This is a genomic window from Bifidobacterium sp. W8103 (assembly GCF_016100775.1).
In the GTDB taxonomy this organism is placed as follows: domain Bacteria; phylum Actinomycetota; class Actinomycetes; order Actinomycetales; family Bifidobacteriaceae; genus Bombiscardovia; species Bombiscardovia choladohabitans.
This window is the reverse complement of sequence record NZ_JACFRV010000002.1, coordinates 220,349-246,010: the sequence shown is the minus strand read 5'-3', so window position 1 is coordinate 246,010 and position 25,662 is coordinate 220,349. Positions and strand designations below refer to the sequence as shown.

Genomic DNA, 25,662 nt, shown 5'->3' with positions numbered 1-25,662 from the left:
TGGTCAGTCCTGACTGCAGGAGGTGTTCGCTCGGAAGTCGTCCGCCGAGTTGATCTGGGCGCGGACCTTGATGGCCTCGTTGATCCAGGCGCGGGCCTGCTCCACAGGCACGCCGTTGAGCTGGCTGCCGTCGCGGAAGCGGAAGGAGACCGCGTTCTTGGAGACGTCCTCCTCGCCGGCGATCAGGATGAAGGGGGCCTTGGACTTGGCTGCGTTGCGGATCTTCTTGCCGAAGCGATCGTCGGAGCGGTCGATCTCGCAGCGGACCATGTCGTCGCGCAGCTGGTCCAGCAGGTGCTCCAGGTGGGGGGCGAACTCGTCGGCCACGGGCACGGCCTGCACCTGGACCGGGGCCAGCCAGGCCGGGAAGGCGCCGGCGTAGTGCTCCAGCAGGATGGCGAAGAAGCGCTCGATGGAGCCGAAGAGGGCTCGGTGGATCATGACCGGCCGCTGGTGGGAGCCGTCGGCGGCGATGTACTCCAGCTGGAAGCGCTCGGGCAGGTTGAAGTCCAGCTGAATGGTGGAGACCTGCCAGGTGCGCCCGATGGCGTCGCGGGCCTGCACGGAGATCTTGGGCCCGTAGAAGGCGGCGCCCTCGGGGTCGTCGACCAGTTCCAGCCCGGAGTCCTTGGCCACCTCGGCCAGGGTGTTGGTGGCCTCCTCCCAGACCTCGTCGGAGCCGACGAACTTGTTGGGATCCTTGGTGGACAGCTCCAGGTAGAAGTCGTTGAGGCCGAAGTCCTTCAAGACCTTGAGCACAAACTGGAGCAGGTTGGTCAGCTCCCCCTTCATCTGGTCCCGGGTGCAGTAGATGTGGGAGTCGTCCTGGGTCAGGCCGCGCACGCGGGTCAGGCCGTGGACCTCGCCGGACTTCTCGTAGCGGTAGACGGTGCCGAACTCGAACAGCCGCAGGGGCAGCTCCTTGTAGGAGCGCTGGCGGGACTTGAAGATCAGGTTGTGCATGGGGCAGTTCATGGGCTTCAGGTAGTAGTCGAAGCCCTGGCGGGTGACCTTGCCGTTGGCGTCCTTCTCCTCGTCCAGGTGCATGGGCGGGTACATGCCGTCCTTGTACCACTGCAGGTGGCCCGAGATCTCGTAGAGGTGGCCCTTGGTGATATGCGGGGTCTGCACGAAGGAGTAGCCGTTGCGCCGGTGCATTTCACGGGAGTAGTCCTCCATGGCGTTGATGACGGCCGCGCCCTTGGGGTGGAAGACGGGCAGGCCGGGCCCGATCTCGTCCGGGAAGGAGAAGAGGTCCATCTCGGCGCCCAGCTTGCGGTGGTCGCGGCGGGCGGCCTCCTCCAGACGGGCGGTGTAGGCCTTCATGTCGTCCTTGTTGGCCCAGGCGGTACCGTAGATGCGCTGGAGCATGGGGTTCTTCTCGTCCCCGCGCCAGTAGGCGGCGGCCGTGCGCATGAGCTTGAAGCTGCGGATGTAGCGGGTGTTGGGCAGGTGGGGGCCCCGGCAGAGGTCCTTCCAGACCGTGTTGCCCTCGCGGTCCAGATTGTCGTACATGGTCAGCTCGCCGCCGGTGGCCACCTCGGTGGCCTCCTCGCTGTTGATCTCGGCCTCCTTGGCCCCGATCAGCTCCAGCTTGTAGGGCTGGTCGGCCTCCTCCTTGCGGGCCTCCTCCTCGGTGACCACGCGCCGGCGGAAGCTCTGGGAGGACTTGATGATCCGCTTCATCCGCTGTTCGATCTGCTTGAGGTCGTCGGGGGTGAAAGGCTTGTCCACGTCGAAGTCGTAGTAGAAGCCGTCCTTGATGACCGGGCCGATGCCAAGCTTGGCGTCCGGACGGATCTCCTGGACGGCCTGGGCCATGACGTGGGTGGCCGAGTGTCGCATGATGGCCAGCCCCTGATCGCTCTCCAGGGTGATGGGCTCGACCTTGTCGCCCTCGTGCAGGGGTGTGTAGAGGTCGCGTGGCTGCCCGTTGAGGTCGACGGCGATGATGTCCTTGTCGTCAGCAAAAAGCTGGACGCCAGTCTGATCCGCCGCCACCTCCTTCCGTTCGCCCTTGACGATGATGGAGATGCTCGACTGTGTCATGAATGCCGTCCTTGCTATCGGAGCCCGCGTTACAGGGTGCAGGCTGGACATGGTTATCGAGCCACAGCCTAGGTCGTCACTCAGACAAGGAGGGGCCTTTGTTGCCCATGGAGCGCAGGTAATCCTCGGCTTCCCGGACCAGCTCTTCGGCGGCCGGCTCGTCCACCTGGGCCTGGTCGACATCCATCTCCAGACGGTGGACGTAGTTGGCCAGGTCGTCGTTGCAGCGCAGCAGCATGCCGGCCTGGGCCTTCCACTCGGCGGCCTTGCGGGGCAGCTCCCCCTCGTCCAGGTGGACGCCAAGCATGGCCGAGAGCCTTTGCAGCAGCTGTAAGGTGCCCTGGGCGCACTCGTCGCTGCCCAGATACTGGGGCACGGAGACCCAGATGGACTCTGTGCTGTAGCCGTCCTGGGTGGCCAGGGCATCCAGGACGGTGGGGATGCCTATGGGGCCGGAGTGGCCGTCGGTGTCGGTCTTGGGCTGGTCGCCGGCCAGGTCGTCGATGGGCAGGGGCCTGGTGTGGGGGCAGTCGGCGAACATGGCGCCCAGGGTGATGATAGCCTCCGCCTCGTCGTCTTCGGCCCAGTGGATGCTGCGCCGGCAGAAGTCGCTCCAGTGGTAGTTGGGCTCCGGGCCCATCTCCAGCAGGAGGGTGTGGGTGTCATCAATCCGCACCCGGTAGATCTTGGCGGAGGGCCAGATGATCCGCCGCCTGCCCTGCACATGGCAGAGCATGGGCCGTGACATCTGGTAGTCGTAGAACCCGTCGCCCGGAATGCTGCCGATCTCGTGGGACTCGTAGACGTTCAACAGGTGGCGGATGACGTTGGTCGAGGCTGAGCACGCATCGTTCCAGCCATCGAAGGCGGCCACCATGGTGCAGTGCTGCCTGGCTTCTTCACTCATACCTCTCACCCTACCGGTAGGAAGCCTTGTATTGCGCGGCTTTGCCATCAGCGGAGGGTGGCTCAATGACGCGGCGACACGCGCTTTTTGCCAAGTGCGGAGGTCTACGCTACAGTAGTGCAACGTGCTTCGGCAGTCACCACCACGGTGAAAGTTGAATGTGCGGGCATAGCTTAGTTGGTAAAGCGCGACCTTGCCAAGGTCGAGACCGCGGGTCCGAGTCCCGTTGCCCGCTCGAGGTTTCGAGCAGTTTAACCAATACGGTGGGTTAGCCAAGCGGTTAGGCAGCGGCCTGCAAAGCCGTATAGACGAGTTCGACTCTCGTACCCACCTCTCTCTCGAAACGAGAATGACCCGGGCGGTTGGCGCAGAGGTAGCGCACTTCCCTGACACGGAAGGGGTCACTGGTTCGAATCCAGTATCGCCCACGAGGATCACTTCGGTGGTCTTTCCCAATCCGGGCGATTGGCGCAGCGGCTAGCGCACTTCGTTCACACCGAAGGGGTCGCAGGTTCGATTCCTGCATCGCCCACCTGGATTTTTCCCTTCTCCCCTATCTTCCATTCAGAGACAGTTCTCAGTCTGCGATTGGCAGCCAACCAACCTGCTGAATTACCCATGATTCCCCTAGCGGAAATTCAGGTAATAAATTATTGTTACCAATCCAACTGAGGTTTGCTGTTCATACTCATTTATAGTGGTCGTATCCGCTCAATTGCGCACTGTCTGGCGCCTGCAATGCCGGTTGTCATGGCGGATAGCGAACGGAGTGTTGAGCATGTCCGGGACCTTGTGATAATTTGCTCTTAGCAACAGGTCGGGGGACCTGCCAGAAACGGGAGTACCTGATGCATCCTTGAAGAGGTGATAGTATGAAGAAAGGCCTAGGCCAATGAGGGCACGTAACTAGCCTGGCTGATTCTGCAATGCATCACAGCTTGAGGAAACTGTGGTCTCCTTGTTTTTACCTATGAAATACTTGCGTGGTCTGTCTGTGTGACCACGTTCCGGTTGTCGCCAGTGGCGGCGACCGTGCTGTAAAGCTCCTCCGGCGGCACAGAAATATACCCCCCTCTCCTGCCGCCGGAGGTTTTACTTTTTAGACCCTATTTGAGGGCCTGCAGGTACCGGTAGAGGGTGGGGATCGAAATCTTGAGCTCGGGGGCGACGATGCCCACCGCGCCCTTGATGAGGAAGATGCCCCGGTCCTTGATGTTGCGGATGATGTCCAGCCTGTCCTGCTTGGTCAGCTTGTCCATGGGGATGTTGAACTGGCGAACCTCATCCCTGGTGATCCTGCGGATGTTCTCGGCAGGTTCCTCGCTCACGTGGTGGCGGGAGGTCTCCGTTGAGATCTGCACATCGTTGGAATCGATCGAGGACAGGGTCTGCAGCACATGGGCGGCCTGCTGCAGCTCGGTGATGTTGATACTGATGCAGAGCAGGCCAATGACGGTCTGCTCCTGGTTGCGGATCAGGTAGGAGGAGACGCGGAACTCGTGCTTGTTCAGGCGGCGCCCACGGTAGTCGGAGACGAAGTCGGCCCCGTCCTGGTCGGCCCGTATGGCCAGTTGGAGCGTCTGGTCGGTAATCCCGTCGCCCAGGGAGCGTCCGGAGAGCTGGCCGTTGCGGATGAAGACGATGGAATTCTCCGGGCGGGTGATGTCATGCACCACAATCTCGGCCATGGGACCGAAGGAATCGGCTATGAATTCTGCCAGGGGAAATACCTCTTCAAGGTTGTCTACTGTGAAATGCATGGCTGATCCTCAACATCCTAACAGGGCGGCTTGTAGCCACCGGTTGGTGCTGCGGGAAGCGAAAGGCATTGGATGGCGTGATATGGTCCATCACCTCCATACCAGCCAATCGGCCTCCTCTACTCCCGTATATTAGACCTTCTTTTGCGCACTTCTGTCCGTTGCATACGGCCTATCGAGGCCGCAGGAGAGCCGAAGTACCGAAGGAGTTTTCATGGTAGCGCACGAAAGCGGCTGAATCTTGCTTTTCGCAAACCCGGCCAGTCGTAACGGACGCAGCGTTGTGGCGGAGCCGCTTCCCACCTATCCTGCAGGACGGGATGAGAGAGGACACCTGGTAATCAAGGGGAACCGAGTGGTTCAGAAGCTGAGGATAAGTACCTGTAGCGCGCCTAGGACAAAGTGCATGAACAATGTGAGTCTGGTCACGTATTTTGGGATCGGTTGGATCTAAAGGCCACTTTGCCAAAGAAATTAAACAAGTTGATACGACACATGTCTGAATGGAGAAACAGCGGCCGGGCCGGCTGGTGGCTGTTAGGCCTCTTGGCTGGCCTGGCTGTGTTTCCTCCTCTCCCAGGCAGAGGCGGGGGCGTGCATGCCTGTCCTCGGCTTCCGCCTGCAGAAGTGTGGTGGGGGCGCGGGAGGGAAGTGTCGGCTCTCTTGGGGTTGAGCCTTGATTGGCACTTTTCCTCCCTGCTCCCCCTGTATGGGCCGGGGGCGGGGGGATTGATACGCCGCCCGGCCGCTCTTACTCGTGCGAAGCGTGCAATAGTCGGCGTTGTTCCCTCCGGTGGCGGCGCGAGGCGAGGACCCCGCCCATGCCGGTCATGCCCGTGGCCAGGGCCAGCAGGATGCCCTGCCCGCCGGCCTGTGGGAGCACGCCTGCGGGCAGGTACGTGTATCGGAGAGAAGTGTCGGGCGTTTGGGGTGCGCCGCCCAGCGTGTAGTCCACGCTGACGGTGACCGTGCCCGGCTGGTGTGCGGGCGTGGTCACGGTGACGCTGCCGGCGTCGCCGCGCGTCAGCCCTGATGCGGGGGTCTGGTCGAACCTGACGCCGGTGATCACCAGAGCCAGGTTGAACGACACTGGCACAGGAGCCGACTTGTTGTTTGTGCTGTTGTCGCCGAGCCGGCCATAGCTGTTGGATCCCCATGCCCAGGCGTTGCCGTCGCTGCCCACGGCCAGGGAATAATGGTAGCCGGCGCTGACCTGTGCGGCTTGCAGTCCTTTGCTCGTGTCGGCGGGGTTGGCGGGGTCGCGCACGCGCATAGGAACAGACGAAGATCTGTAGCTGCTGTTGTTGCCGAGCAGGCCATACAAATTGCATCCCCATGCCCAGGCGTTGCCGTCGCTGCCCACGGCCAGGGAATGATCGTATCCGGCGCTGATCTGCTGGTAGGTGAAGTCCGCTGGCAGGTCCGGGTAGGTCTTCCGGTCGGGCGTCTTCACCCTGACCGGCGCATTCCGGCTGCTGCCTGTCCCGTCGCCGAGCGGGCCATTGTTGTTGTATCCCCAGGCGTAGGCGTTGCCGTCGCTGCCCAGGGCCAGGGAATGAGCGTATCCGGCGCTGACCTGCAGGTAGGTGAAGTCCGCTGGCAGGTCCGGGTAGGTCTTCCGGTCGGGCGTCTTCACCCTGACCGGCGCATACCGGTCGCTGCCTGTCCCGTCGCCGAGCTGGCCACTGCTGTTGTCTCCCCAGGCGTAGGCGTTCCCGTCGCTGCCCAGGGCCAGGGAATGCCAGGTTCCGGCGCTGACCTGCAGGTAGGTGAAGTCCTCCGGCAGGTCCGGATACGTCTTCCGGTCGGGCGTCTTCACCCTGACCGGCGCATACCGTGTGGTGCTCGTCCCGTCGCCGAGCCGGCCATAATAATTGTATCCCCAGGCGTAAACATTGCCGTCGCTGCCCAGGGCCAGGGAATGCCGGTCTCCGGCGCTGACCTGCAGGTAGGTGAAGTCCGCTGGCAGGTCCGGGTACGTCTTCCGGTCGGGCGTCTTCACCCTGACCGGCGCATGCCGCTCGGTGATTGTCCCGTCGCCGAGCTGGCCATCGCCGTTCCATCCCCAGGCGTAGGCGTTCCCGTCGCTGCCCAGGGCCAGCGAATGAGAGCCTCCGGCGCTGACCTGCAGGTAGGTGAAATCCTCCGGCAGGTCCGGATACGTGCTGCGGTCGGGCCTCCTCACCATGACCGGCGTAGTCCGGTAGCTGCTTGTTGTCCCGATGCCGAGCTGGCCATAGTAGTTGTCTCCCCAGGCGTAAACGTTGCCGTCGCTGCCCACCGCCAAGGAAAAACCATAGCTGGTGTTTGGTGATCCGCTGACTTGGCTGAATCTGATGCCCCGGCTGGCGTTGTCAGGCGGGGTGATGGTGGCGGGTTCCCTGCCCAGCTGGCTGCCCTTATTAGGGCTGATGCTCCACCTGCTGTTCCGGCTTGCCGGCGTCCAGTGGGCGGCCAGGGTCAGGTCCTTGCCGACGGGCCTGCTGAAATCGTAGGCGACATCCCCGGTGAACCAGCCGTCGAACAGGAAGCCTTCCCGCACAGGGTCGGGGGAGGGGCGCTTCACCCTCCCGTACGGGGAGGAGACATGCTGGTCTGCCGGTTTCGGGCTTCCGCCGCCCGTGTCGAAGCGGACCGTGAACGCGGATCCTGGTTCCCCAGCTCGTGCTGGCGGCTGGTCGACCGTGTACGCAAGGCTCCTGGCGAAAGGCTGCCCGTCCTGCCTGCCAGTGATAAGGATGGCGGCCGGCCCCGGCTTGCGGGCGGGAGCTTCAGCCCGCCAGGAGCCGTTGCTCCTGCTGAGCGGCAACGCCTGGCCGTCCAGGCTGGCTGATTCCAGGATGGGCGCAGCAGTGGTGTCGAGCCTGACAGGTTTGCCGTGGTTGCCTTGGGTGTCCATGCTCCATGTGAGCATGCCGCCCTGCCTGCTGATGGCGGCGATCTCGCCGCCGATGCTTGCAGCCCGCACGTACTGCTGGCTCCCGTCGTCCGCGCGCTTGGGGGCTTCGTCGGGCTTCCAGACCCAGACAAGACCATTGGAATCAACCAACGCTGCTTGTGTAGCGTCACTGCTTATTGCTGCGACGGCAGAATGGTCGGGCATAATCAGCAATTCTGGCTGGGTTTGTCTGTTGTCCAGATAACTGGTCTGGCCGGTTGAGTCCAGAAGCACAAAGCCATGATTCGTGGCTGATATCTGAACAATTCGGTGAGCAATCTTGACGTGTTGGATCTGAGCGGTATCAACGGCATCCGGCTTCCAAGCCCAGATTTTGCCCTTGCTGTCCATGGCGAGCAGGCGATCAGCATTGCCAGCCACCTTGATTGCTGAGGCCTGGTTGGGCAGGCTTATGGCCTTTCCTGTCAGCTTCCCCATGCTGGTCCATGTGCGTATACGGCCATCCTGATTCACTGCTACGAGGTGGTCGGCAGCCATGTCAATGCTGGTGTACGTCGTGGAATCTGCGTCAAGCAAGGCAGGCGTATCCTCACCTTTGCTCCAGGTGTAGATGCGGTGGTCCCTGCTCAAGGCTGCAAAGCCGTTATGGCCAACTATTCCAGTCACGAATCGCACGTCACCGGGTTTGCCCTGAGGCGATGGCACCTGAACAGGCATTTCAGCCTTTGATGTCCACGTGAACAGGCGGCCATCGCCGGTCACGCCGATCAGCTTGTTGTCATGGGCTTCCAATGCGCTGAACGATGGTGAGTCCGCACGCGGGGGTGTGATGGTGATGCTGGTGCCGCCGGAAGCCGGACCATGGTCGGGGCTGAGCGCCCAATCAGTCACCGGGGTCCACTTGGCCTTCAAGGTGATGTCCCTGGTGATCGGAGTGCGGAAATCCATCATTGCGTCATGCTCGGACCAGCCGTCGAAACGGTAGCCGTCGCGCTTCGGATTATCGGCAGGAGGCGACGCCAAGGAGCCATCCGGCACAGTTACACGTTCCGTTTTGCTTCCATCAGCAGGGTCGAACACCACAGTATGAGCATCAGCAGCAGACTGGATCCCAGCAGGTGAATAAAAGCTGGATGGCGAGATTCCAAGGGATTGGGAAGAACCTGTCGGGGTTTGAACCGGGGAAGAAGAAACAGATGATGTCGTCAGCGGCGACGGGGAAGGCAGACTGGTCGGTTGTAGATGGCTCAGGGAACCGTTATCTACCTGAGCGGTATAACGACCCCCCCCCCCCGTTGACATCTGAGCCGGAGGCGAAGACGGTGCCGGTGGCCATGCCGGTGAGCAGCAGGGGTATCAGCACCATTGCTGACATGAGCGACCGCAGGCCAAACCCATGCGTACGAGAACCGGCAGACGTCAACGACGAAACCACAACAAACCTCCCCAAAGGATTCAAACGCTTGGCTGACCCAGTCCCCCGCAACCATGGGCAGCACATGAGCAAATCGTATCACGCAGCCATGTGAGCGTCGAATCCCCCGGCAGTTCACTAAGGCTCAGCTGGCCGCCACGCCGCCTACTGCGGGCAGGGCGCCGACCATGAGCATGATGGCCACGAAGATGGCCAGGCCGATCCGGTAGATGACGAATCCCCGGTAGGAGAAGCAGGAGACGATCTTCAAAAAGGCGATGATGACGATGTATCCCAGCAGGAAGCTGACCACGGTGGCGCAGATGGTGGCTCCCCAGCCAGGGAAGGCGGCGTCCGCGTTGATGTTCTTCAAGGACTTGACCGTCTCGAGGATGCCGGCGCCGAAGACGGCGGGGATGGCCATGAGGAAGCTGACCCGGGTGGCGGACTCGCGGGTGTAGCCCAGGGCGCGGCCGAAGGTCATGGTGCCGCCCGAGCGGGAGACGCCGGGGATCAGGGCCAGCATCTGCCCGATGCCGAAGAGCAGGGCGTCCCGGGCGCTCATCTGGCGGATCTCCTTGTTCTGGCGGCCATGGCGGTCGAAGTAGTCCAGCAGCAGGCCGAAGACGATCAGCACCACCACGGTGATCCAGAGGTTGCGCAGCTTGGTCTCGATGATCTTCTGGAAGAGCAGGCCCGCCACCACGATGGGCAGGGTGCCCAGAATGATGTACCAGCCCAGGGCCGCGTCATGGTCCTTGGAGCCCATCCGCTCACGCCAGGAGGAGCCGTCCTTGCCGGCCAGGCAGCGGAACCAGTGGGTCAGTATGCGGGCAATGTCATGCCGGAAGTAGAGCAGGACCGCCAGCTCGGTGCCGAATTGGATGATGGCCGTGAAGGCCGCGCCCGGGTCCTGACCCAGCAGACCGCCCACAATGCGGATATGGGCGCTGGATGAGACGGGGAAATACTCCGTCAGGGCCTGCACCAGGCCGAACAGAATGGCTTCGAAGAAATTCATGGACCCCTCTTGCTATGTCGGACAACAATGGCAAGCTTAGCCAACGCGCAGGGCAGGCAGAGCCAAGGGCCGGGCATGTCTCGCAGAATGCCCACAATGGGTCTTGTCGGAATCGACGACTCGACGAATAGGGGTGTGGATCATCATGGCCAAGACCTACAGAAAATCCAGGGGCGGGGCCCCGGCGGGATTCTTCGAGTGCGAGGGGCGCGGGCTTCAATGGCTGGGCCAGGCCCAGGCGCAGGGCGGTCCCCGGGTGGTGGACGTCTACGACTGGGGCCCGGATTACCTGGACATCGAGGAGGTGACCTCCGCCTCCCCCACGCCCGGCGCGGCCTACCGCTTTGGCGCCCAGCTGGCCCACATGCATGATGTCGGGGCCGACCACTTCGGTTCCGCGCCCGAGGGCTACACGGGCACCTGCTACTTCGGACCCCTGCAGGATCCGCTGCCCATGGACGTGGGCGCCTGGGAAGACCCGGCCACCTACTGGGCCAAGGGGCGGCTAGAGCCCATGGTGGGCATGGCCATGGATCGGCGCGCCCTGAACCGCGATGACATGAAGATGACCGAAGAGGTGATCCAGGCCCTGCCGGAGCTGCTGGGCGCTGCCGCCAATGACAAGCCCGCCCGGGTCCACGGGGACCTCTGGAGCGGGAACGTCATGTGGACCAGGAACGACGGGAACACCCAGGCCGTCCTGATTGACCCTGCGGCCCACGGCGGCCACCGCGAGGAGGACCTGGCCATGCTGCAGCTGTTCGGCATTCCCTACCTGGAGCAGATTCTGGACGGCTACCAGAGCGTGCATCCCCTGGCGGCCGGCTACCGGAACCGGACCACGCTCTGGCAGCTCTACGCCATCGCCGGGCACTGCGCCTTCTTCGGCGGCGGCTATGTGAGCGAGTACCGGTCCATGTGCAGGTCGCTACTGGGCTGACTCAGCCGACTCAGCTGAAGATGTCCTTGAGCTTGCCGAAGATCCCCTTGCGGCCCCCGACTCCGGCAGGCTTGGCGCTCTGCGGGACCTGCTTGGCTTCGGAGTCGTGGCTGTTGGCGAAGTCTTCAATCAGGCGGCGCTGATCGTCGTCAAGCTTGGTGGGGATCTGGACCAGCACGTGGACGATGATGTCGCCGCGCTCCTCACGGTTGCCCAGCCTGGTGACGCCCAGGCCCTTGATGGTGATCTCCTGGTCAGGCTGGCAGCCGGCGGGGATGTCCACCTGGCGCTGGCCGTCGAAGGTCTCCAGGTCGACCTGGTGGCCCAGCACGGCCCAGGTCATGGGCACGGCGATCCAGCAGTGCAGGTCCTGGCCGCTGCGGGTGTAGTGCTTGTCGGGCTTGATGGTGATGTCCACATACAGGTCGCCGGCAGCACCGCCGCCCTCGCCCACCTCGCCCTGGGAGGCCAGCCGCAGCCGGGAGCCGTCAGCCACGCCTGCGGGCACGTTGACGCCCACCTCGCGCCGGGTAGGCACACGGCCGTGGCCGTTGCAGACCGGGCAGGGGTGCTCGATGATGGTGCCGTGGCCCTCGCACCGCTCGCAGGGTGCCTGGCTCATCATCTGCCCCAGCAGGGTCCGCACCACCTTCTGGGCATAGCCCTTGCCGTTGCAGACCGGGCAGGTCACCGGGGAGGTCCCCTTCTGGGCCCCCGAGCCGCCGCATTCCTGGCAGAGGCCGTAGGTGCTGATGGGGGCACGTACCACGCCCCCAAAGATGGCGGTCTTCATGTCCACGGAGACCTGGGCCAGGGCGTCCCGGCCCGGCTGGGTGCGCGGAATGGGCCCCTGGGTGGTGCCTCCGAAGCCGCCGCCGAAGAACTGATTGAAGACGTCGCCCATGTCGAAGGGGCTGCCCCCCTGGGAGGCCTGGGGATCGTTGGGGTCCACGCCCGCGTCGTACATGCGCCGCTTCTCGGGGTCGGAGAGCACCTCGTAGGCGCTGTTGACCTCCTTGAACTTGTCCTCGTATTCAGGCCCGGCGATGTCCGGGTGGTACTTGCGGCTCATCTTGCGATAGGCGCGCTTGATGTCCTGATCGCTCGCGCCGCGCTCGACTCCCAAAACCTCGTAGTAATCTGCCACCGATCATCCTTTTCGTTTGATGCCCTCTCGACCCATGGTTGCATGGGCCCACGATACCTATGACTTATGCCCTTGCCCTGACGGTCACGGCTCCCCGTCGCCGGCCAGGAAACCGGTCAGATAGGAGGCCACGGCACGAACCGCGCTCATGGTCGCCGGATAGTCCATATGGGTCGGGCCGATGGAGCCCACAAAGGCCACGGGTTCGTCCGCTTCGGAGCCGTCGGTCTGCCTGGACCGGGCATGCCCGTATCCGCTGGTCACCACCGAGGCGTGGGCCAGCTCCGGGGTCCGGGTCTCGGTGCCGATGGCCACGCTGACTCCGTTGCTCTCGCGCGAGAGCTCGCTCTGGGCCCGCATGAGCCGCATGAGCACCACCTGTTCCTCCAGGGCGTCCAGCAGCGAGCCCAGATCCCCCAGGGAGACGGCCTGGCTGTGGGTCAGCTGGGAGGTGCCGGCCATGTAGAGGCCGCTGGTCTGTTCCCTGGTGGCCATCTCGTCGAAGACCGTGGCCACCAGGCGCAGCATGGACTTGTCTCGGCCCTCGGTGAGGGAATCGGCCAGCATGCGGCAGCGGTCGGCGGCGCGGTCCAGGGGCAGGTCCTGGCACTGTCGGTTGATCTTGTCGGACAGGTCCGCCAGGGCGTTCGGGTCCTCCTGCAGGGGCCCGTGCAGGGTGCGCTGGACCACCCGGCCGGTGTCGGTGATGACCACCATAAGTACGGTCCCCCGGCTCAGTCCTATAAGCTCGGCCCGGCGCAGGTTCGAGCTGGCCAGGGAGGGCGAGGCCACTACGGCGATCTGCCCGGTGATCTGAGCCAGAAGCCGGGCGGCGTGCTGCAGGGTGTCCTCCAGATTGACCGACCCGGACAGGAAGGCGTTGATCCCACGGCGCTGGGCGGCGGACAGGGGCACGATGGTGGCCAGCCTGTCGACGAAGTAACGGTAGCCCTTCTGGGTGGGGATGCGGCCGGCCGAGGTGTGGGGCTGGACCAGGTAGCCCTCGCTCTCAAGGGCCGCCATGTCGTTGCGCACGGTGGCGGAGCTGACTCCAAGCTGATGATTTCTGGTGAGCGAACCTGACCCTACCGGCTCGCGAGAACGAATATAGTCCTCGACGACCGCGCGCAGCACCAGCATGCGTCTGGTATTAGGCAATGTCGCTCCTTCCGTCATGGTTTCATTATTAGCACTCGGGCCATGAGAGTGCCAAAACGTCGTGCGAAGAGCCGAATTGTGTCGTCTCAAACCGATACGATGGAAACGCATTGTGAAGGTAATCGAACATTTTCGACACAAGTCGAACATGAAGACCTCTAGATTGGAAGGAAAGCAGCACCATATGGCAGATTTCACATGGTCCGAACTCGATGAGCGGGCTGTCAAGATGGCCAAGGTCCTCTCGGCCGACGCGGTCGAGAAGGCCGGAAGCGGCCACCCCGGCTCCCCTATTTCGCTGGCGCCCATCGCTTACGCGCTCTACCAGCACTTCATCCGTCACGACCCCAACGACCCCGACTGGGTTGGGCGTGATCGGTTCATTCTCTCCGGCGGCCACGCCTCGCTGACCCAGTACGTGCAGCTCTACTTCTCCGGGTACGGACTGACCCTGGACGATCTGAAGCGCTTCCGCACCGCCGGCACCAGGACCCCCGGCCACCCCGAGTACGGCCTGACCCCCGGCATCGAGATGACCACCGGCCCACTGGGCCAGGGTCTGGCCTCGGCCGTGGGCTTCGCCTATGGTCAGCGTTATGAGCGCGGTCTGCTGGATCCGGACGCACCCGAGGGGCAGTCCCCCTTCGACCATAAGGTCTGGGTCATCTGCGGCGAGGGCGACGTCGAGGAGGGCGTCTCCTCCGAGGCCAGCTCCCTGGCCGGCGACCAGCGCCTGGGCAACCTGACCGTCATCTTCGATGCCAACCACATCCAGATCGAGGGCGACACCCGCATCGCCCTGGGCGAGGACATCCTCAAGCGCTACCAGGCCTACGGCTGGTACACCGACGAGTTCAGCTTCATCCAGCCCGACGGCTCCTACAAGGAGGACGTCGAGGGCCTGGCTGCCGTCCTGGAGAAGGCCGAGCAGGTCACCGACCGGCCCAAGTTCATTAAGGTGGACACCCTGATGGCCTGGCCCACCCCCGGCAAGACCAACGATCCTTCAGCCCACGGCTCAGCCCTGGGCGCCGAGGCCGTCGCCGGCCTGAAGAAGACCCTGGGCTACGACCCTGAGCAGAGCTTCCAGATCGACGAGGAGGCCCTGGCCCACGCCCGCGAGGTCGCCCAGCGCGGCCTGGCCGCCCACAAAGACTGGGACGAGAAGTACCAGGCCTGGCGCAAGGCCAACCCCGACAAGGCTGCCCTCTACGACCGCATCCATGCCGGCAAGCTGCCCGAGGGCTTCGATAAGGCCCTGGACGACCTGGAGGCTGGCTTCGAGCCCGGCTCCAAGGTGGCCACCCGCAAGGCTTCAGGTGCAGTCATCAACGCCCTGGCCCCCATCATGCCCGAGCTCTGGGGCGGATCCGCCGATCTGGGTGGCTCCAACAACACCAACATCAACGGTGCCGTCTCCTTCGCTCCCGAGGCCGACAAGACCGTCCAGTGGCCCAAGGCCAGCAAGTACGGCCGTCAGCTGCACTTCGGCGTGCGCGAGTTCGGCATGGGCGCCATCACCAACGGCATCCTGCTGGGTTCGGACACCAGGCCCTACAACGGGACCTTCTTCCAGTTCAGCGACTATGAGCGCCCCTCGGTGCGTCTGGCCGCCCTGATGGACATCCCCAACCTGTATGTGTGGACCCACGACTCCGTTGCCCTGGGCGAGGATGGCCCCACCCACCAGCCCATCGAGCACCTGACCGCCGTGCGCGCCATCCCCCGGATGGAGGTTGTGCGCCCGGCCGATCAGTACGAGACCGCTGAGGCCTACCGCGCCTTCTTCGAGAAGGACAACACCCACCCCACGGCCATGATCCTGACCAGGCAGGGCGTGCCCACCCTGGAGGAGACCAAGGCCAAGGCCCGCGAGGGCGTCCGCAAGGGCGCCTACGTGCTGGTCGACACCGAGGGCCAGCCCGACGTACTGATCATGGCCACCGGCTCCGAGGTGCAGCACGCTGTGGCCGCCTCCAAGACCCTGGCCGAGCAGGGCGTCAAGGCCCGCGTCATCTCCGTGCCCTCGCTGGAGTGGTTCGAGGAGCAGGACGACGAGTACAAGGAAGCTGTTCTGCCCGCCTCCGTCAAGGCCCGCGTCTCCGTCGAGGCCGGACTGGCCACGCCCTGGTACAAGTACCTGGGCAGCTATGGCAAGCCCGTCTCCATCGAGCAGTTCGGCCTGCAGGGCAGCGGCGACGAGAACATGCGTGACCTGGGCATCACCGCCGATCATGTGGTCGAAGCAGCACAGGCCTCCCTGGAGGAAGTCCGTCGGGCCAACTGAACCCGGCATCGTGATCAATAGGGGGGCCGTCCGCGACGCCGGCCCCCTCCCCTTGCAGGCACGCCCGAAACGCGGGCCTGTGGGAATACAGCAACAGACTTCCCGGTAGTGCATAGTGAATGTGATTCCATCGGGAACCCAAATAAGGAGTGACAAGATGGCAGAAAATGCAAACACCCAGCGCACCAGCGATTCAGGTGTCTCGATCTGGCTGGACGATCTGAGCCGCACCCGCATCGAATCGGGCAATCTGCAGCAGCTGATCGCCGAGCGCAATGTGGTGGGCGTGACCACCAACCCCTCGATTTTCCAGAAGGCCCTGAGCCAGGTGGGTCCCTATGACGAACAGCTCAAGCAGCTGGGCCGCATCCCCGTCGAGGAAGCCGTCCGCGAGCTGACCACCACCGACGTGCGCAACGCCACCGACATCTTCCGGGAAGTTGCCGAGAAGACCGACTATGTGGATGGACGTGTCTCCATCGAGGTCGATCCTCGTCTGGCCCATAACACCGAAGAGACCGAGAAGCAGGCCGAGGAACTCTGGGCCAAGGTCGACCGTCCCAACGCCATGATCAAGATTCCCGCCACTTTGGAGGGCCTGCCTGCCATCACCGCCACCCTGGCCAAGGGCATCTCGGTCAACGTGACCCTGATCTTCTCCCTGGAGCGCTACAAGCAGGTCATCGACGCCTTCATCGAGGGCATGGTCCAGGCCGACAAGAACGGCCATGACCTGAAGCACATGGGCTCGGTCGCCTCCTTCTTCGTCTCCCGCGTGGACACCGCGGTTGACAAGCTGCTGGAGGCCAATGGCTCGGACGAGGCCAAGTCCCTGGAGGGCAAGGCCGCTGTGGCCAACGCCCGCCTGGCCTACGAGCTCTTCGAGAAGGCTTTCGACAGCGATCCCCGCTGGGCCGATCTGGAAGCCAAGGGCGCCAAGCGTCAGCGTCCGCTCTGGGCCTCCACCGGCACCAAGAACGCCGCCTACTCCGACTGCAAGTACGTGGACGAGCTGGTGGCCCCTGACGTGGTCAACACCATGCCTGAGAAGACCCTGAACGCTCTGGCCGACCACGGCAACGGCGCTCCTTCGGTCAAGGGCACCTACGAGGAGAGCCACCAGGTGATGCAGAAGCTGGCTGACCTGGGCATCAGCATCAAGGACGTGACCGACAAGCTGGAGGCCGATGGCGTCGCCGCCTTCATCGACTCCTGGGATTCGGTCCTCGCCGACGTGCAGAAGGGCATCGACCGCGTCAACGGATGAACGCCTGACTGACAGCTGCTGACTGACACTCGCTGCCAATAAAGATTGTGCCCCCGTCCGGCTCAAACCGGACGGGGGCACAATTCGTATCAGTTACTCGGCCTTGGTCTCCTCGACCACCTGCTGCAGGGTGGCGATCAGGGCTGGGCTGTCGTTGGGCATGTTCAGCCTGGTCAGGGTGCCGCCGGCGGATTCGATGGCCTTGGCCAGCTCCATGTCCACGTCGTAGCAGATCTCCAGGTTGTCGGCGATGAAGCCGATGGAGGCGGAGACAATGGTCTTCATGCCGCTCTCGGTGATCAGATCCTCGGCAACCTTGACGAAGTCAGGGCCGATCCAGGGCTCCTGGGTACGGCCTGCCGACTGCCAGGCCAGCACGTACTGGTCCTCATTGAGGCCGGCGGCCTGAGCCACGGCATTGGACAGACCGATGACCTCATCCTTGTAGGGGTCCCCTCCCTGGATGATGCGCAGTGGCAGGGAGTGGGCGCTGAAAATCACCTTGGTGTCCGGCCGGTCGGTCAGATCCTTCTTGGCCACCAGCTGGTCGCTCCAGAAGTGGATCAGCTCCTGGTGGTTCCACCAGGACCGGACCGGCAGGTATTCCATGCCCGGATGGGCCTCGATGGCCTTGCGGGCACGGTTGTGGTAGTCCTCGCTGGAATAGGAGGAGTACTGCGGGGCCAGCGGCAGACCGATCACCCTGGTGATGCCATCGGCGGCAATCTGGTCGACCGCATCCTTGATGAAGGGGGCGATGTACTTCAGCCCCTCGTACACCTTGTAGGCGCCGGGGTGGGCCTTGTCCAGCACAGCCTGGAGGCCGTCGCGCTGGGCCGTGGTGATCCTGGCCAGGGGCGAAGGCAGGCCGATGGCCTTGTAACGGCCGACCAGCTGGTCCATGAGCGGCTTGGGCGGCTCCTGCCCATGGCGGATGTTGGTGTAGTACCCCCTGATGTCGGACTCCTGGTAGGGGGTGCCGTACGCCATGAGGAGGACTGCTGTAGGTTCAGTCATCAGCAACTTCTTTCTGTGAAAATGGAATGCAGTATGTCAGGCCGATATTGACCAGGGCTATGACGATGACCACCAGGAACATGTTCCTGTAGGAGGCCAGCCCGGCCTGTCCGCCCGCCTTGCCCACCTCAATGGCTGAGGCGAAGAGCAGGGGGGCGATGGTGGTGCCGATCTTCTTGCAGGCCGACAGCCCGCCGATGGCCTGCATACGGTTCTCGGGCCCGGCCAGCCTTCCGGCGATGACCTGGAGCGGCGAGGACATCATGGAGCCCATGCCCACCCCCATAAGGAAGGACAGGACCATGAAGAGCTGCAGGTTGTGCAGGGTCAGGGTGATCACCAGGGCCATCAGGCCTATCAGCGACGACGAAAAGACCAGCGTGGTCCGGTAGCCGAACTTGTCGACCAGGAGACCGCCCAGCCAGGACCCGACCACGGAGCCGAGCCCGACGCCGACCATGACCATGCCGGCCGAGCGGACTGGGAGCCCGAAGACGGAGTGGACATAGGTCGGAATGTAGACGAAGAGGGAGAAGAACATGCCTCCCAGCGTTCCCAGCAGCAGGGTGAGCCCGTAGGAGGGCAGCTTCAGCAGGCGGATGGGCAGGAAGGGCATGGTTTCCTTTGAACCGCCCAGATTGCGCTCATGCACCAGGAAGACCGCGCCGGCCACCACTGTGACCAGGAGGCACCCGATGATCAGGGCCAGATAGGCGGTTCCGTACTGGAGGAAGGTGATCGCCACCATCAGCAGGGCCAGGGCGATGCTGAAGGAGCCCAGGCCCAGGTAGTCGGTCTTCCAGGCGCGGTCGGTCTTCGAGTCGCCCATCATGAACCAGGCCAGAACAAACAAAATGGCCAGGAAAGGCAGCATCATGAAGTAGTAGGCCCGCCATCCGTGGGTGATGCCCAGGAGCATGCCCGAAAGGACCGGGCTGACCATGGCGGAAAGGCCGGCGATGATGCCCACCGTGGAGACCTTCCTGCCCTGGTTGTTCCTGCGGGCGCGCTGCAGCAGGACGTTCATGGACAGGACCATGATGCCGCTGTCTCCCAAGGACTGGATGAACCGGCCCAGCAGCATGACCGCGTAGTTGGGCGAGACCGCCGTCATCAGACATCCAAGGAACCAGAAAGCCAGCTCCCAGAGGAAGACCTTTTTGGTCCCGTGAGCGTCGGAGAGGTTGGAGGTGATGGGGGTGCCCACCACCAGGCCCAGGGTGTAGAGTCCGACCACCCAGGAGGAGCCCATGGTGGTCAGGCCGAAGGTCCGTGTGATGGACGGCAGCATGGTCGGCACCGCTCCCCCATCCAGCTGGGTGATGAAGACGATGACCATGAAGAACCATATGGGCGTGGAAAGGATCGATCTTCTCTCTCTTATCGACATGGTGTTACTGTCCCAACTGGTCCGTGAGCAGCCTGTCGATGCGCTCGGGATCGGTATGGGTGCCTACCAGGAAGTAGGGGAATTCACCGTAGATGGAGCTGGCTTCGATGTAGCGCATCTCGGTGACGATCTTCTTGAATTGGACAGGGTCGTCGGCGAAGAGAGTGACGCCCCACTCATAGTCGTCCAGGCCGATGGAGCCCGTCAGGATGATGGAGACCTTGCCGGCGTAGGAACGGCCGATCTTGCCATGGTCGTGCATGTAGGCCTTGCGCTGGTCGTAGGGCAGCGTGTACCAGTTGGCGCCGGGGACGCGGGTCTTCGACATGGGATAGAAGCAGATGTAGGGCTTGTCGGGCGTCTTGGGATGCAGGCTGGCGTTGACGTAGGACCAGCCACGGTCCGTGGTCGGTTCGCCCGAGTAAAGGCCCACCTCGGTGACCGAAACATAGGAGATGGTCGGCTCCAGATAATCGGAGATGCGCAGCTTCTCCAGGGAGGTCTCGACCTCCTGCAGTTGATCCAGGGTCTCCCTGAGGACCATCAGGCCCAGGTCGGCCTTCTGCCCGTTGACCTGGCACCAATAATGGCTTCCCTTGCCCTGGGACTGGACATCGTCCAGTTGTGCGGCCAGGGTCTTGAACCCATCCAGGCATTCCCGGCGCTCGTCCTGGGGCACCCGGCGCCACTTGCCCCAATCGATCTTCCAGAAGAGGTGGAGGCAGAACCAGCCCTCCAGGCTCGGTGCAGCTTGCTCAGCCATGAGCACATCCTTTCGCTTGCTTAGCTTGCACGACAACGTGTGATATGCCGCTAATTTGGCACACAATTACCCACTCTATCCGTCAGCCGGCTGAATCGCTGGATTATCCATGCATTGTGAATGACATATTGTGGTAATAGTCAAGGACTATGAGCATTGCACCAAAGTGTCCCGGATATGAAAAACCCCGGTCGATGCCGGGGTCAGGTATTTTAGATATTGGTTGCCGGAATCAGGCCAGCTTGTACTTGGCAATGAGGTCCAAGGCGATGATGATGGCCACCCAGATCAGGGCCACGATAATGGTCAGCCTGTTCAGGTTCTTCTCGGCTGCGCCCGAGGTACCGGCATTGGAGCCGATTCCGCCACCGAACATATCGGACAGGCCGCCGCCCTTGCCCTTGTGCAACAGAATCAGCATGGTCAGCAATATGCTGGCGAGGATGACGACGACTTGAAGCACAATCTTGACAATGGTCACGGCACATACCTCCATGTAAGGAACTGGGAACAAGTATACATACACCCGTCGAAAAGCGCATCAGCCCTTGGCGGCCAGTCGCACAATACGTGCGAACTCCTCCACATCCAGGGAGGCGCCGCCCACCAGGAAGCCGTCCACGTCCGGCTGGGTGATCATCTGGGAGGCATTCTTGGAGGTGACCGAGCCGCCGTAGAGAATGCGTACCGCTTGGCCGGCAGACTCTCCGAACTTGCTTGAAATATGGTCGCGGATGGCCCGGGCGGCCTGCTGGGCGGTATCCGGGGTGGCCACCATGCCGGTGCCGATGGCCCAGACCGGTTCGTAGGCCACGATCAGGTTTTCCATGTCCTCCTTGGCCAGGTCTCGGGTGACGTCGTTGACCTGACCCACGGCGAAGTCCAGCTGGATGCCCTGGCGACGCTCCTCATAACTCTCCCCCACACAGAGGATGGGCTTCATGTCCGCAGCCAGGACGGCCCGGACCTGGTCGACGATGTTGGCATCGTCCTCAGGATGGTACTTGCGCCGTTCGGAGTGGCCCACGATGACGTAGCTGCAGCCCAGCTGAGCCAGCATATCCGCGGACACATCCCCGGTGAAGGCACCCTGGGCGGTGACGGAGACGGCCTGGGCCCCATACTCGATGGGCAGGTTGTCGGCCTCCACCAGCACCTGGACGGAACGCAGGGCGGTGAAGGCGGGCATCAGAGCCACCTGGCAGCGTCTGCGGTCGAAGTGGGCGTCGCGCAGGAGCCAGGCCAGCTTCTGTACGAAATAGGTGGCTTCCAGGTGGTCGAAGTTCATCTTCCAATTGCCGGCCACCAGGGGAATGCGTGCCATACCAGACCTTTCCATCCGCGCAACAACAACAATGCCGGGCCGCCGGATGCGAAACCCGGTGACCCGGCATTGCACGTCTGTATGCCGATTTTACTCCAGCACCTTCAGGCCCGGAAGCTCCTTGCCCTCAAGGAATTCCAGAGAGGCGCCGCCGCCGGTGGAGATGTGCGAGAAGCCGTCCTCGGGGAAGCCCAGGTTGCGCACTGCCGAGGCGGAGTCGCCGCCGCCGACGATGGTGAAAGCTCCGGCCTTGGTGGCGTCGACCAGGCCCTGGGCCACGGCCCGGGTGCCATCGGCGAATGCCGGGAACTCGAAGACGCCCATGGGTCCGTTCCAGACCACGGTCTTGGAGTCCACGATCTTGTCGTGGAAGAGCTTCTGGGAGTCGGGACCGATGTCCAGACCCATCTTGTCTGCGGGGATGCCGTCGGCAGGGACCACCTGGTGGGGCGAATCCGCCTTGAACTCGTCAGCCACCACGATGTCGGTGGGCAGGACCAGCTCCACGCCCTTCTCGCGGGCGGTCGCCATGTAGCCCTTGACGGTGTCGACCTGATCCTCCTCCAGCAGGGAGGAACCGACCTCATAGCCCTCGGCCTTGAGGAAGGTGAAGACCATGCCGCCGCCGATGACCAGCCGGTCGGCCTTGCTGAGCAGGTTCTCGATGACGCCCAGCTTGTCGGAGACCTTGGAGCCGCCCAGGACCACGGTGAAGGGCCGCTCGGGGTTCTCGGTCGCCTTGGACAGGGCCTTGACCTCCTTCTCGACCAGCAGGCCTGCTGCGGAGGGCAGGAACTTGGCCACGGAGTAGTTGGAGCCCTGGGCGCGGTGGACCACGCCGAAACCGTCGGAGACGAAGACATCGCCCAGGTCGGCGATCTTCCGGGCATAGGCGTCACGTTCGGCCTCGTCCTTGCTGGTCTCCTCGGGGTTGTAGCGCACGTTCTGCAGCAGGACCACGTCGCCGTCGTTCATGGCGGCCACCTTGGCATGGGCATCGGGACCATAGGTGTCCTCGGCCAGAGGAACCTGCACGCCCAGCAGCTCGCCCAGGCGGGCGGCCACGGGGGCCAGGCTCAGCTCGGGAACGACCTTGCCCTTGGGGCGACCCAGGTGGGCCATGAGGATGACCTTGGCGCCCTGGCCACGAAGCTGCTCGATGGTTGGCAGGGCGGCGCGGATGCGGCCGTCGTCCGTGATGGTGGTGCCGTCCAGCGGCACATTGAAGTCCGCGCGGACGAGCACGCGCTTGCCCTTGAGATCACCGAGGCTCTTCAGTGTTTTCATGCGTATCCTTTCTGACTGCGGGTCCATGCGCCCGCTCCCCTGCCATGGTACTCAGGCAGACCGACCTGTGTGAGCTATCTCACTCTTGTTTGGCCTCTTCCTCGGCCTTCTTCTTCTCGACCTTGGTGGCCAGCTGCAGCAGACGGCGGATGCGTCCGGCGATGGCGTCCTTGGTGACCGGCGGATCTGCCAGGCGGCCCAGCTCTTCAAGGGAGGCTTCACGGTGGTCCAGACGAAGCTGGCCGGCCGCACGCAGGTTCTCGGGGATGTCGTCGCCCAAAATTTCGAAGGCCTTGGTGACCTTGGCGCTGGCCTCGACGGCTGCCTTGGCCGACCGGCGCATGTTGGCATCGTCGAAGTTGGCCAGGCGGTTGGCCTTGCCGCGGGACTCGCCATCGCTGCGCTTACCTGTCCACTCCCTGGAGGATTTGGGGGCGCCCATCAGATTGAGCATGCGTTCGATCACATCCGGGTCACGCAAGGTGACCCGCTCGGAGCTGCGCACCTGGCGGGCCTTGGCATTGATGCCCAGACGGCGGGCGGCGCCCACCAGGGCCAGGGCGGCCTCGGATCCGGGGCAGACGATCTCCAGGTAGGAGGCCTTGCCTGGGTCGGACAGCTCGCCGTGGGCCAGGAAGGCCCCTCTCCAGGCGGCCTTGACCTGGGCGATGTTGCCGGAGACGATGTCGGCGGGAAGACCACGAACCGGATGCTTGCGGCGGTCCAGCAGACCGGTCTGCAGGGCCAGGGCACCGCCCGCCCTCAGCACGCGGACCGAGTAGCGGGTCAGGTTGCCGGTGGGGGCCTGACGATTGACCTGGATCAGATCGGAATCATGTCCGTAGACGTCCCTGATGGTGTTCTGCAACCACTGCGCTGCCGGCAGGGAATCGAATTGCGCTTCCACCACGATGTGACGCTGAATGATGTGCAGACCGCCGCCGAAGCGGATCATCGCCGCCGATTGTGCTTTCTTGGCAGAGGGGGGTTCGTTGTCAATCGCGGCCAGCTCGCTTTTGACATCATCAAGTAGGGCCAAGAGCCGTCCTCCTACGAAAAAATACTGAAAAATGAATACTTCCAGGCCGCGCGACACACCTGCCGTGCAAACCACCGGATTACTGTGATACCGAATATCTTGGACAAATTGCGCCTTTGGCTATCCGCGGGAACGGTGCGGCAGCTCGCGGGCCGAGGCGGTCACCTCCATTCCCCGGGACCGCAGACGGGCGGCCAGAGCGTCGGCCATGGCCACCGAGCGGTGCTGTCCGCCAGTGCAGCCAAAGGCGATGGTCACATAGTGCTTGTCTTCGCGTGCATAGCCGCTGAGCGCGGTCAGAATGGCCGTGGTATAGGCATCCAGGAACTCCTTGGCACCCTTGCTGGCCATCACGTAGTCACGGACCGGGCCGTCGTGGCCGTTCAGGTCGCGCAGCTCGGGGACCCAGTAGGGGTTGGGCAGGAAGCGTACATCGGCCACGAAGTCGGCATCGATGGGCAGGCCGTACTTGAACCCGAAGCTCATGATGTGCACGCCCACGGTGGTCGGGCCGGAGCCCAGGACCATTTCGTACAGGCGGGTGGAGAGCTGATGGATGCTCAGGTTGGAGGTGTCGATGACCATGTCGGCACGTTCCTTGAGCCCGGCCAGCAGGCGGCGCTCCTCCCGGATGCCGTCGATCAGGCGGCCCGAGCCCTGCAGGGGGTGGGGACGGCGGACGGACTCATAGCGCTTGACCAGCACCTGGTCGGAGGCATCCAGAAAGAGGATGCGGCAGCGCACGCCCAGGTCGTCCAGGTGGCTGAGCACGGCCGACAGGTCGTCGAAGTAGGAGCGGGACCGGACGTCGATGACGGCGGCCAGGCGGTGCAGGGAGCTTCCGGCCGAGGTCATCATGTCGACCAGGGGCACCAGCAGGCGCGGGGGCATGTTGTCGACCACATACCAGCCCATGTCCTCCATGGAGTCGGCGGCGCGGGAGCGGCCTGCGCCGGACATGCCCGTGATCAGCAGTACCTCGAAGCCTGCGAAGGGCGGTTTTTCCGTCGTCATCGTCATGCCTCCCTCAAGGCTTGGTCCATCGCGGCCACCGGAACAGCGGCCAGGGGTCGGTCGGTCATCAGCGCCACCTGACGCACGGCTTGATAGAGCAGCATCCGTTCACCACTGATGGCCCGGGCGCCCGGCCGGCGGCAGAAGGCTTTCATGAGCGGGGTGGGCCGGGGGTCATAGACCACATCCAGCAGGACCGGGCCCATGCGACCGTCGTCATCAGCCGTATTGAGCAGATCGGCCAGGGGGTCGGCTGCACCCGAAGGCAGGGTGGAGACGACAATCCGGGCACCGATCAAGGCCTTTTCGGCTGCCTCGACCTGATCCATGGCGGTGACGGTGGGCTCAGGCAGGTCCAGCCGGGAGGCGAGATCCAGCATGTGGTCGCAGTGCTTTGGGTTGCGGGCCAGCAGGTCCACACGTTCGATCCCCAGCACCTTCAAGGCACAGAAGGCGGACTCGGCTGTGTTCCCGTTGCCGATGACCAGGGCCCGCGCTCCCCCATACGGTTGGTCGGGAAGCTGGTCCTGTCGCCCCTGACCGGCTGCCTCCAGCAGGGCGGCCAGATCATCAGGGTTTTCATCGGCCCGGCAGCGGTCGGCTGCCTCCAGCAGGGCGGCAACAATCCCCTCCACATCGGTGTTGTACAGGGACAGCCCATTGGCGGGGCCGCCCTGCCCGAAGACTGCGGTGTTGGCTACGCCCAGGGTCCCGGACCAGTGGTCGCTAAAACCACCCAAGGGGCCGACAGCGCTCTTCAAGGGCATGGTCAGGCTGAGACCGGACCAGGAGGGGTCCAGGCCATGGATAAAGTCCGCCAGGCCGTCAGCGTCCATGCGCACACGGTCGTAGCGCCAGCCGTCCAGGCCCAGTGCTGCATAGGCTGAGCGATGCAGGAGGGGCGAAAGGGAATGGCTGATGGGGTCGCCCAGGACGGCACAACGACGATCAGGCCCATTCATATCTGCAATCACTCACC

Annotated in this window: 19 protein-coding genes, 4 tRNA genes and 1 pseudogene; 7 read left to right on the top strand and 17 right to left on the bottom strand. The window is 63.6% G+C overall.

The genetic code is table 11. The features are described from left to right. Positions 1–3: 3 nt before the first annotated feature. Together thrS and H3U90_RS07770 are read right to left on the bottom strand one after the other, a co-directional pair. A complete protein-coding gene (thrS, locus tag H3U90_RS07775) occupies positions 4–2,049 on the bottom strand; it encodes a threonine--tRNA ligase (protein ID WP_198177789.1) in 2,046 nt (681 codons plus the stop codon). A 76-nt stretch (positions 2,050–2,125) separates the two neighbouring features. Further along, positions 2,126–2,956, bottom strand: coding sequence for a PAC2 family protein (locus tag H3U90_RS07770; protein ID WP_045924425.1), 831 nt, complete (start codon positions 2,954–2,956; stop codon positions 2,126–2,128). 162 nt (positions 2,957–3,118) lie between these two features. Here H3U90_RS07770 and H3U90_RS07765 point away from each other — a divergent pair. From H3U90_RS07765 to H3U90_RS07750, 4 genes are all read left to right on the top strand, one after another. Then, positions 3,119–3,191, top strand: a tRNA-Gly gene (locus H3U90_RS07765). A gap of 27 nt (positions 3,192–3,218) precedes the next feature. Further along, positions 3,219–3,289, top strand: a tRNA-Cys gene (locus H3U90_RS07760). A gap of 23 nt (positions 3,290–3,312) precedes the next feature. Continuing rightward, positions 3,313–3,384: transfer RNA gene (locus H3U90_RS07755), tRNA-Val, on the top strand. Positions 3,385–3,415: 31 nt separating this feature from the next. Continuing rightward, positions 3,416–3,488, top strand: a tRNA-Val gene (locus H3U90_RS07750). A 574-nt stretch (positions 3,489–4,062) separates the two neighbouring features. Here H3U90_RS07750 and H3U90_RS07745 read toward each other — a convergent pair. The 4 genes and pseudogenes from H3U90_RS07745 to H3U90_RS07735 all read right to left on the bottom strand — a co-directional run bounded on the left by H3U90_RS07745 (position 4,063) and on the right by H3U90_RS07735 (position 10,050). Continuing rightward, a complete protein-coding gene (locus H3U90_RS07745; RefSeq protein WP_198177788.1) occupies positions 4,063–4,716 on the bottom strand; it encodes a helix-turn-helix transcriptional regulator in 654 nt (217 codons plus the stop codon). A 751-nt stretch (positions 4,717–5,467) separates the two neighbouring features. Continuing rightward, on the bottom strand, positions 5,468–8,566 hold the full coding sequence (locus tag H3U90_RS07740; protein WP_442859392.1) for an RCC1 domain-containing protein: 3,099 nt from the start codon (positions 8,564–8,566) through the stop codon (positions 5,468–5,470). 9 nt (positions 8,567–8,575) lie between these two features. Continuing rightward, a pseudogene (locus tag H3U90_RS08500) lies at positions 8,576–8,917 on the bottom strand (InlB B-repeat-containing protein); the annotation flags it as partial. A 257-nt stretch (positions 8,918–9,174) separates the two neighbouring features. Further along, positions 9,175–10,050 (bottom strand): undecaprenyl-diphosphate phosphatase, encoded by an 876-nt coding sequence (locus H3U90_RS07735; protein WP_198177786.1) that lies wholly within the window; start codon positions 10,048–10,050, stop codon positions 9,175–9,177. Between the two features lie 145 nt (positions 10,051–10,195). Between H3U90_RS07735 and H3U90_RS07730 the strand changes: the two genes are divergently transcribed. Continuing rightward, positions 10,196–10,990 carry a fructosamine kinase family protein gene (locus H3U90_RS07730; protein WP_198177785.1) on the top strand — a complete coding sequence of 265 codons (795 nt, stop codon included), beginning with the start codon at positions 10,196–10,198 and terminating at the stop codon, positions 10,988–10,990. A gap of 10 nt (positions 10,991–11,000) precedes the next feature. Here H3U90_RS07730 and dnaJ read toward each other — a convergent pair whose 3' ends face one another. Beyond that, positions 11,001–12,137 carry a molecular chaperone DnaJ gene (gene dnaJ, locus H3U90_RS07725; RefSeq protein WP_198177784.1) on the bottom strand — a complete coding sequence of 379 codons (1,137 nt, stop codon included), beginning with the start codon at positions 12,135–12,137 and terminating at the stop codon, positions 11,001–11,003. 84 nt (positions 12,138–12,221) lie between these two features. Further along, on the bottom strand, positions 12,222–13,295 hold the full coding sequence (gene hrcA / locus H3U90_RS07720) for a heat-inducible transcriptional repressor HrcA (RefSeq protein WP_144085722.1): 1,074 nt from the start codon (positions 13,293–13,295) through the stop codon (positions 12,222–12,224). Between the two features lie 184 nt (positions 13,296–13,479). On the opposite strand from hrcA, the gene tkt reads away from it, so the two are divergent. Both tkt and tal read left to right on the top strand, forming a co-directional pair. After that, positions 13,480–15,582, top strand: coding sequence for a transketolase (gene tkt / locus H3U90_RS07715; protein WP_198177783.1), 2,103 nt, complete (start codon positions 13,480–13,482; stop codon positions 15,580–15,582). Between the two features lie 157 nt (positions 15,583–15,739). Then, complete coding sequence (gene tal / locus H3U90_RS07710) at positions 15,740–16,849, top strand: transaldolase (protein WP_198177782.1); 1,110 nt, start codon at positions 15,740–15,742, stop codon at positions 16,847–16,849. A 93-nt stretch (positions 16,850–16,942) separates the two neighbouring features. On the opposite strand, the gene hemH is transcribed toward tal, so the two are convergent. From hemH to H3U90_RS07665, 9 genes are all read right to left on the bottom strand, one after another. After that, positions 16,943–17,866 carry a ferrochelatase gene (hemH, locus tag H3U90_RS07705; RefSeq protein ID WP_198177781.1) on the bottom strand — a complete coding sequence of 308 codons (924 nt, stop codon included), beginning with the start codon at positions 17,864–17,866 and terminating at the stop codon, positions 16,943–16,945. After that, positions 17,859–19,256: an MFS transporter gene (locus H3U90_RS07700; RefSeq protein ID WP_198177780.1), complete on the bottom strand. Its 1,398-nt coding sequence runs from the start codon at positions 19,254–19,256 to the stop codon at positions 17,859–17,861. The genes hemH and H3U90_RS07700 overlap by 8 nt, the downstream gene beginning before the upstream one ends. 4 nt (positions 19,257–19,260) lie before the next feature. Further along, positions 19,261–20,019 carry a hydrogen peroxide-dependent heme synthase gene (hemQ, locus tag H3U90_RS07695; protein WP_198177779.1) on the bottom strand — a complete coding sequence of 253 codons (759 nt, stop codon included), beginning with the start codon at positions 20,017–20,019 and terminating at the stop codon, positions 19,261–19,263. A 232-nt stretch (positions 20,020–20,251) separates the two neighbouring features. Then, positions 20,252–20,500: a preprotein translocase subunit SecG gene (gene secG, locus H3U90_RS07690; protein ID WP_198177778.1), complete on the bottom strand. Its 249-nt coding sequence runs from the start codon at positions 20,498–20,500 to the stop codon at positions 20,252–20,254. Positions 20,501–20,560: 60 nt separating this feature from the next. Continuing rightward, on the bottom strand, positions 20,561–21,343 hold the full coding sequence (tpiA, locus tag H3U90_RS07685; protein WP_198177777.1) for a triose-phosphate isomerase: 783 nt from the start codon (positions 21,341–21,343) through the stop codon (positions 20,561–20,563). 90 nt (positions 21,344–21,433) lie between these two features. Beyond that, positions 21,434–22,630 carry a phosphoglycerate kinase gene (locus tag H3U90_RS07680; protein ID WP_024628061.1) on the bottom strand — a complete coding sequence of 399 codons (1,197 nt, stop codon included), beginning with the start codon at positions 22,628–22,630 and terminating at the stop codon, positions 21,434–21,436. A 79-nt stretch (positions 22,631–22,709) separates the two neighbouring features. Next, on the bottom strand, positions 22,710–23,669 hold the full coding sequence (whiA, locus tag H3U90_RS07675) for a DNA-binding protein WhiA (protein WP_198177776.1): 960 nt from the start codon (positions 23,667–23,669) through the stop codon (positions 22,710–22,712). A gap of 120 nt (positions 23,670–23,789) precedes the next feature. Then, positions 23,790–24,683, bottom strand: coding sequence for an RNase adapter RapZ (gene rapZ, locus H3U90_RS07670; protein ID WP_198177775.1), 894 nt, complete (start codon positions 24,681–24,683; stop codon positions 23,790–23,792). Between the two features lie 2 nt (positions 24,684–24,685). Beyond that, entirely contained in the window at positions 24,686–25,645 is a 960-nt protein-coding gene (locus tag H3U90_RS07665; protein ID WP_198177774.1) for a shikimate dehydrogenase family protein, read from the bottom strand. Between the last annotated feature and the right edge of the window lie 17 nt (positions 25,646–25,662).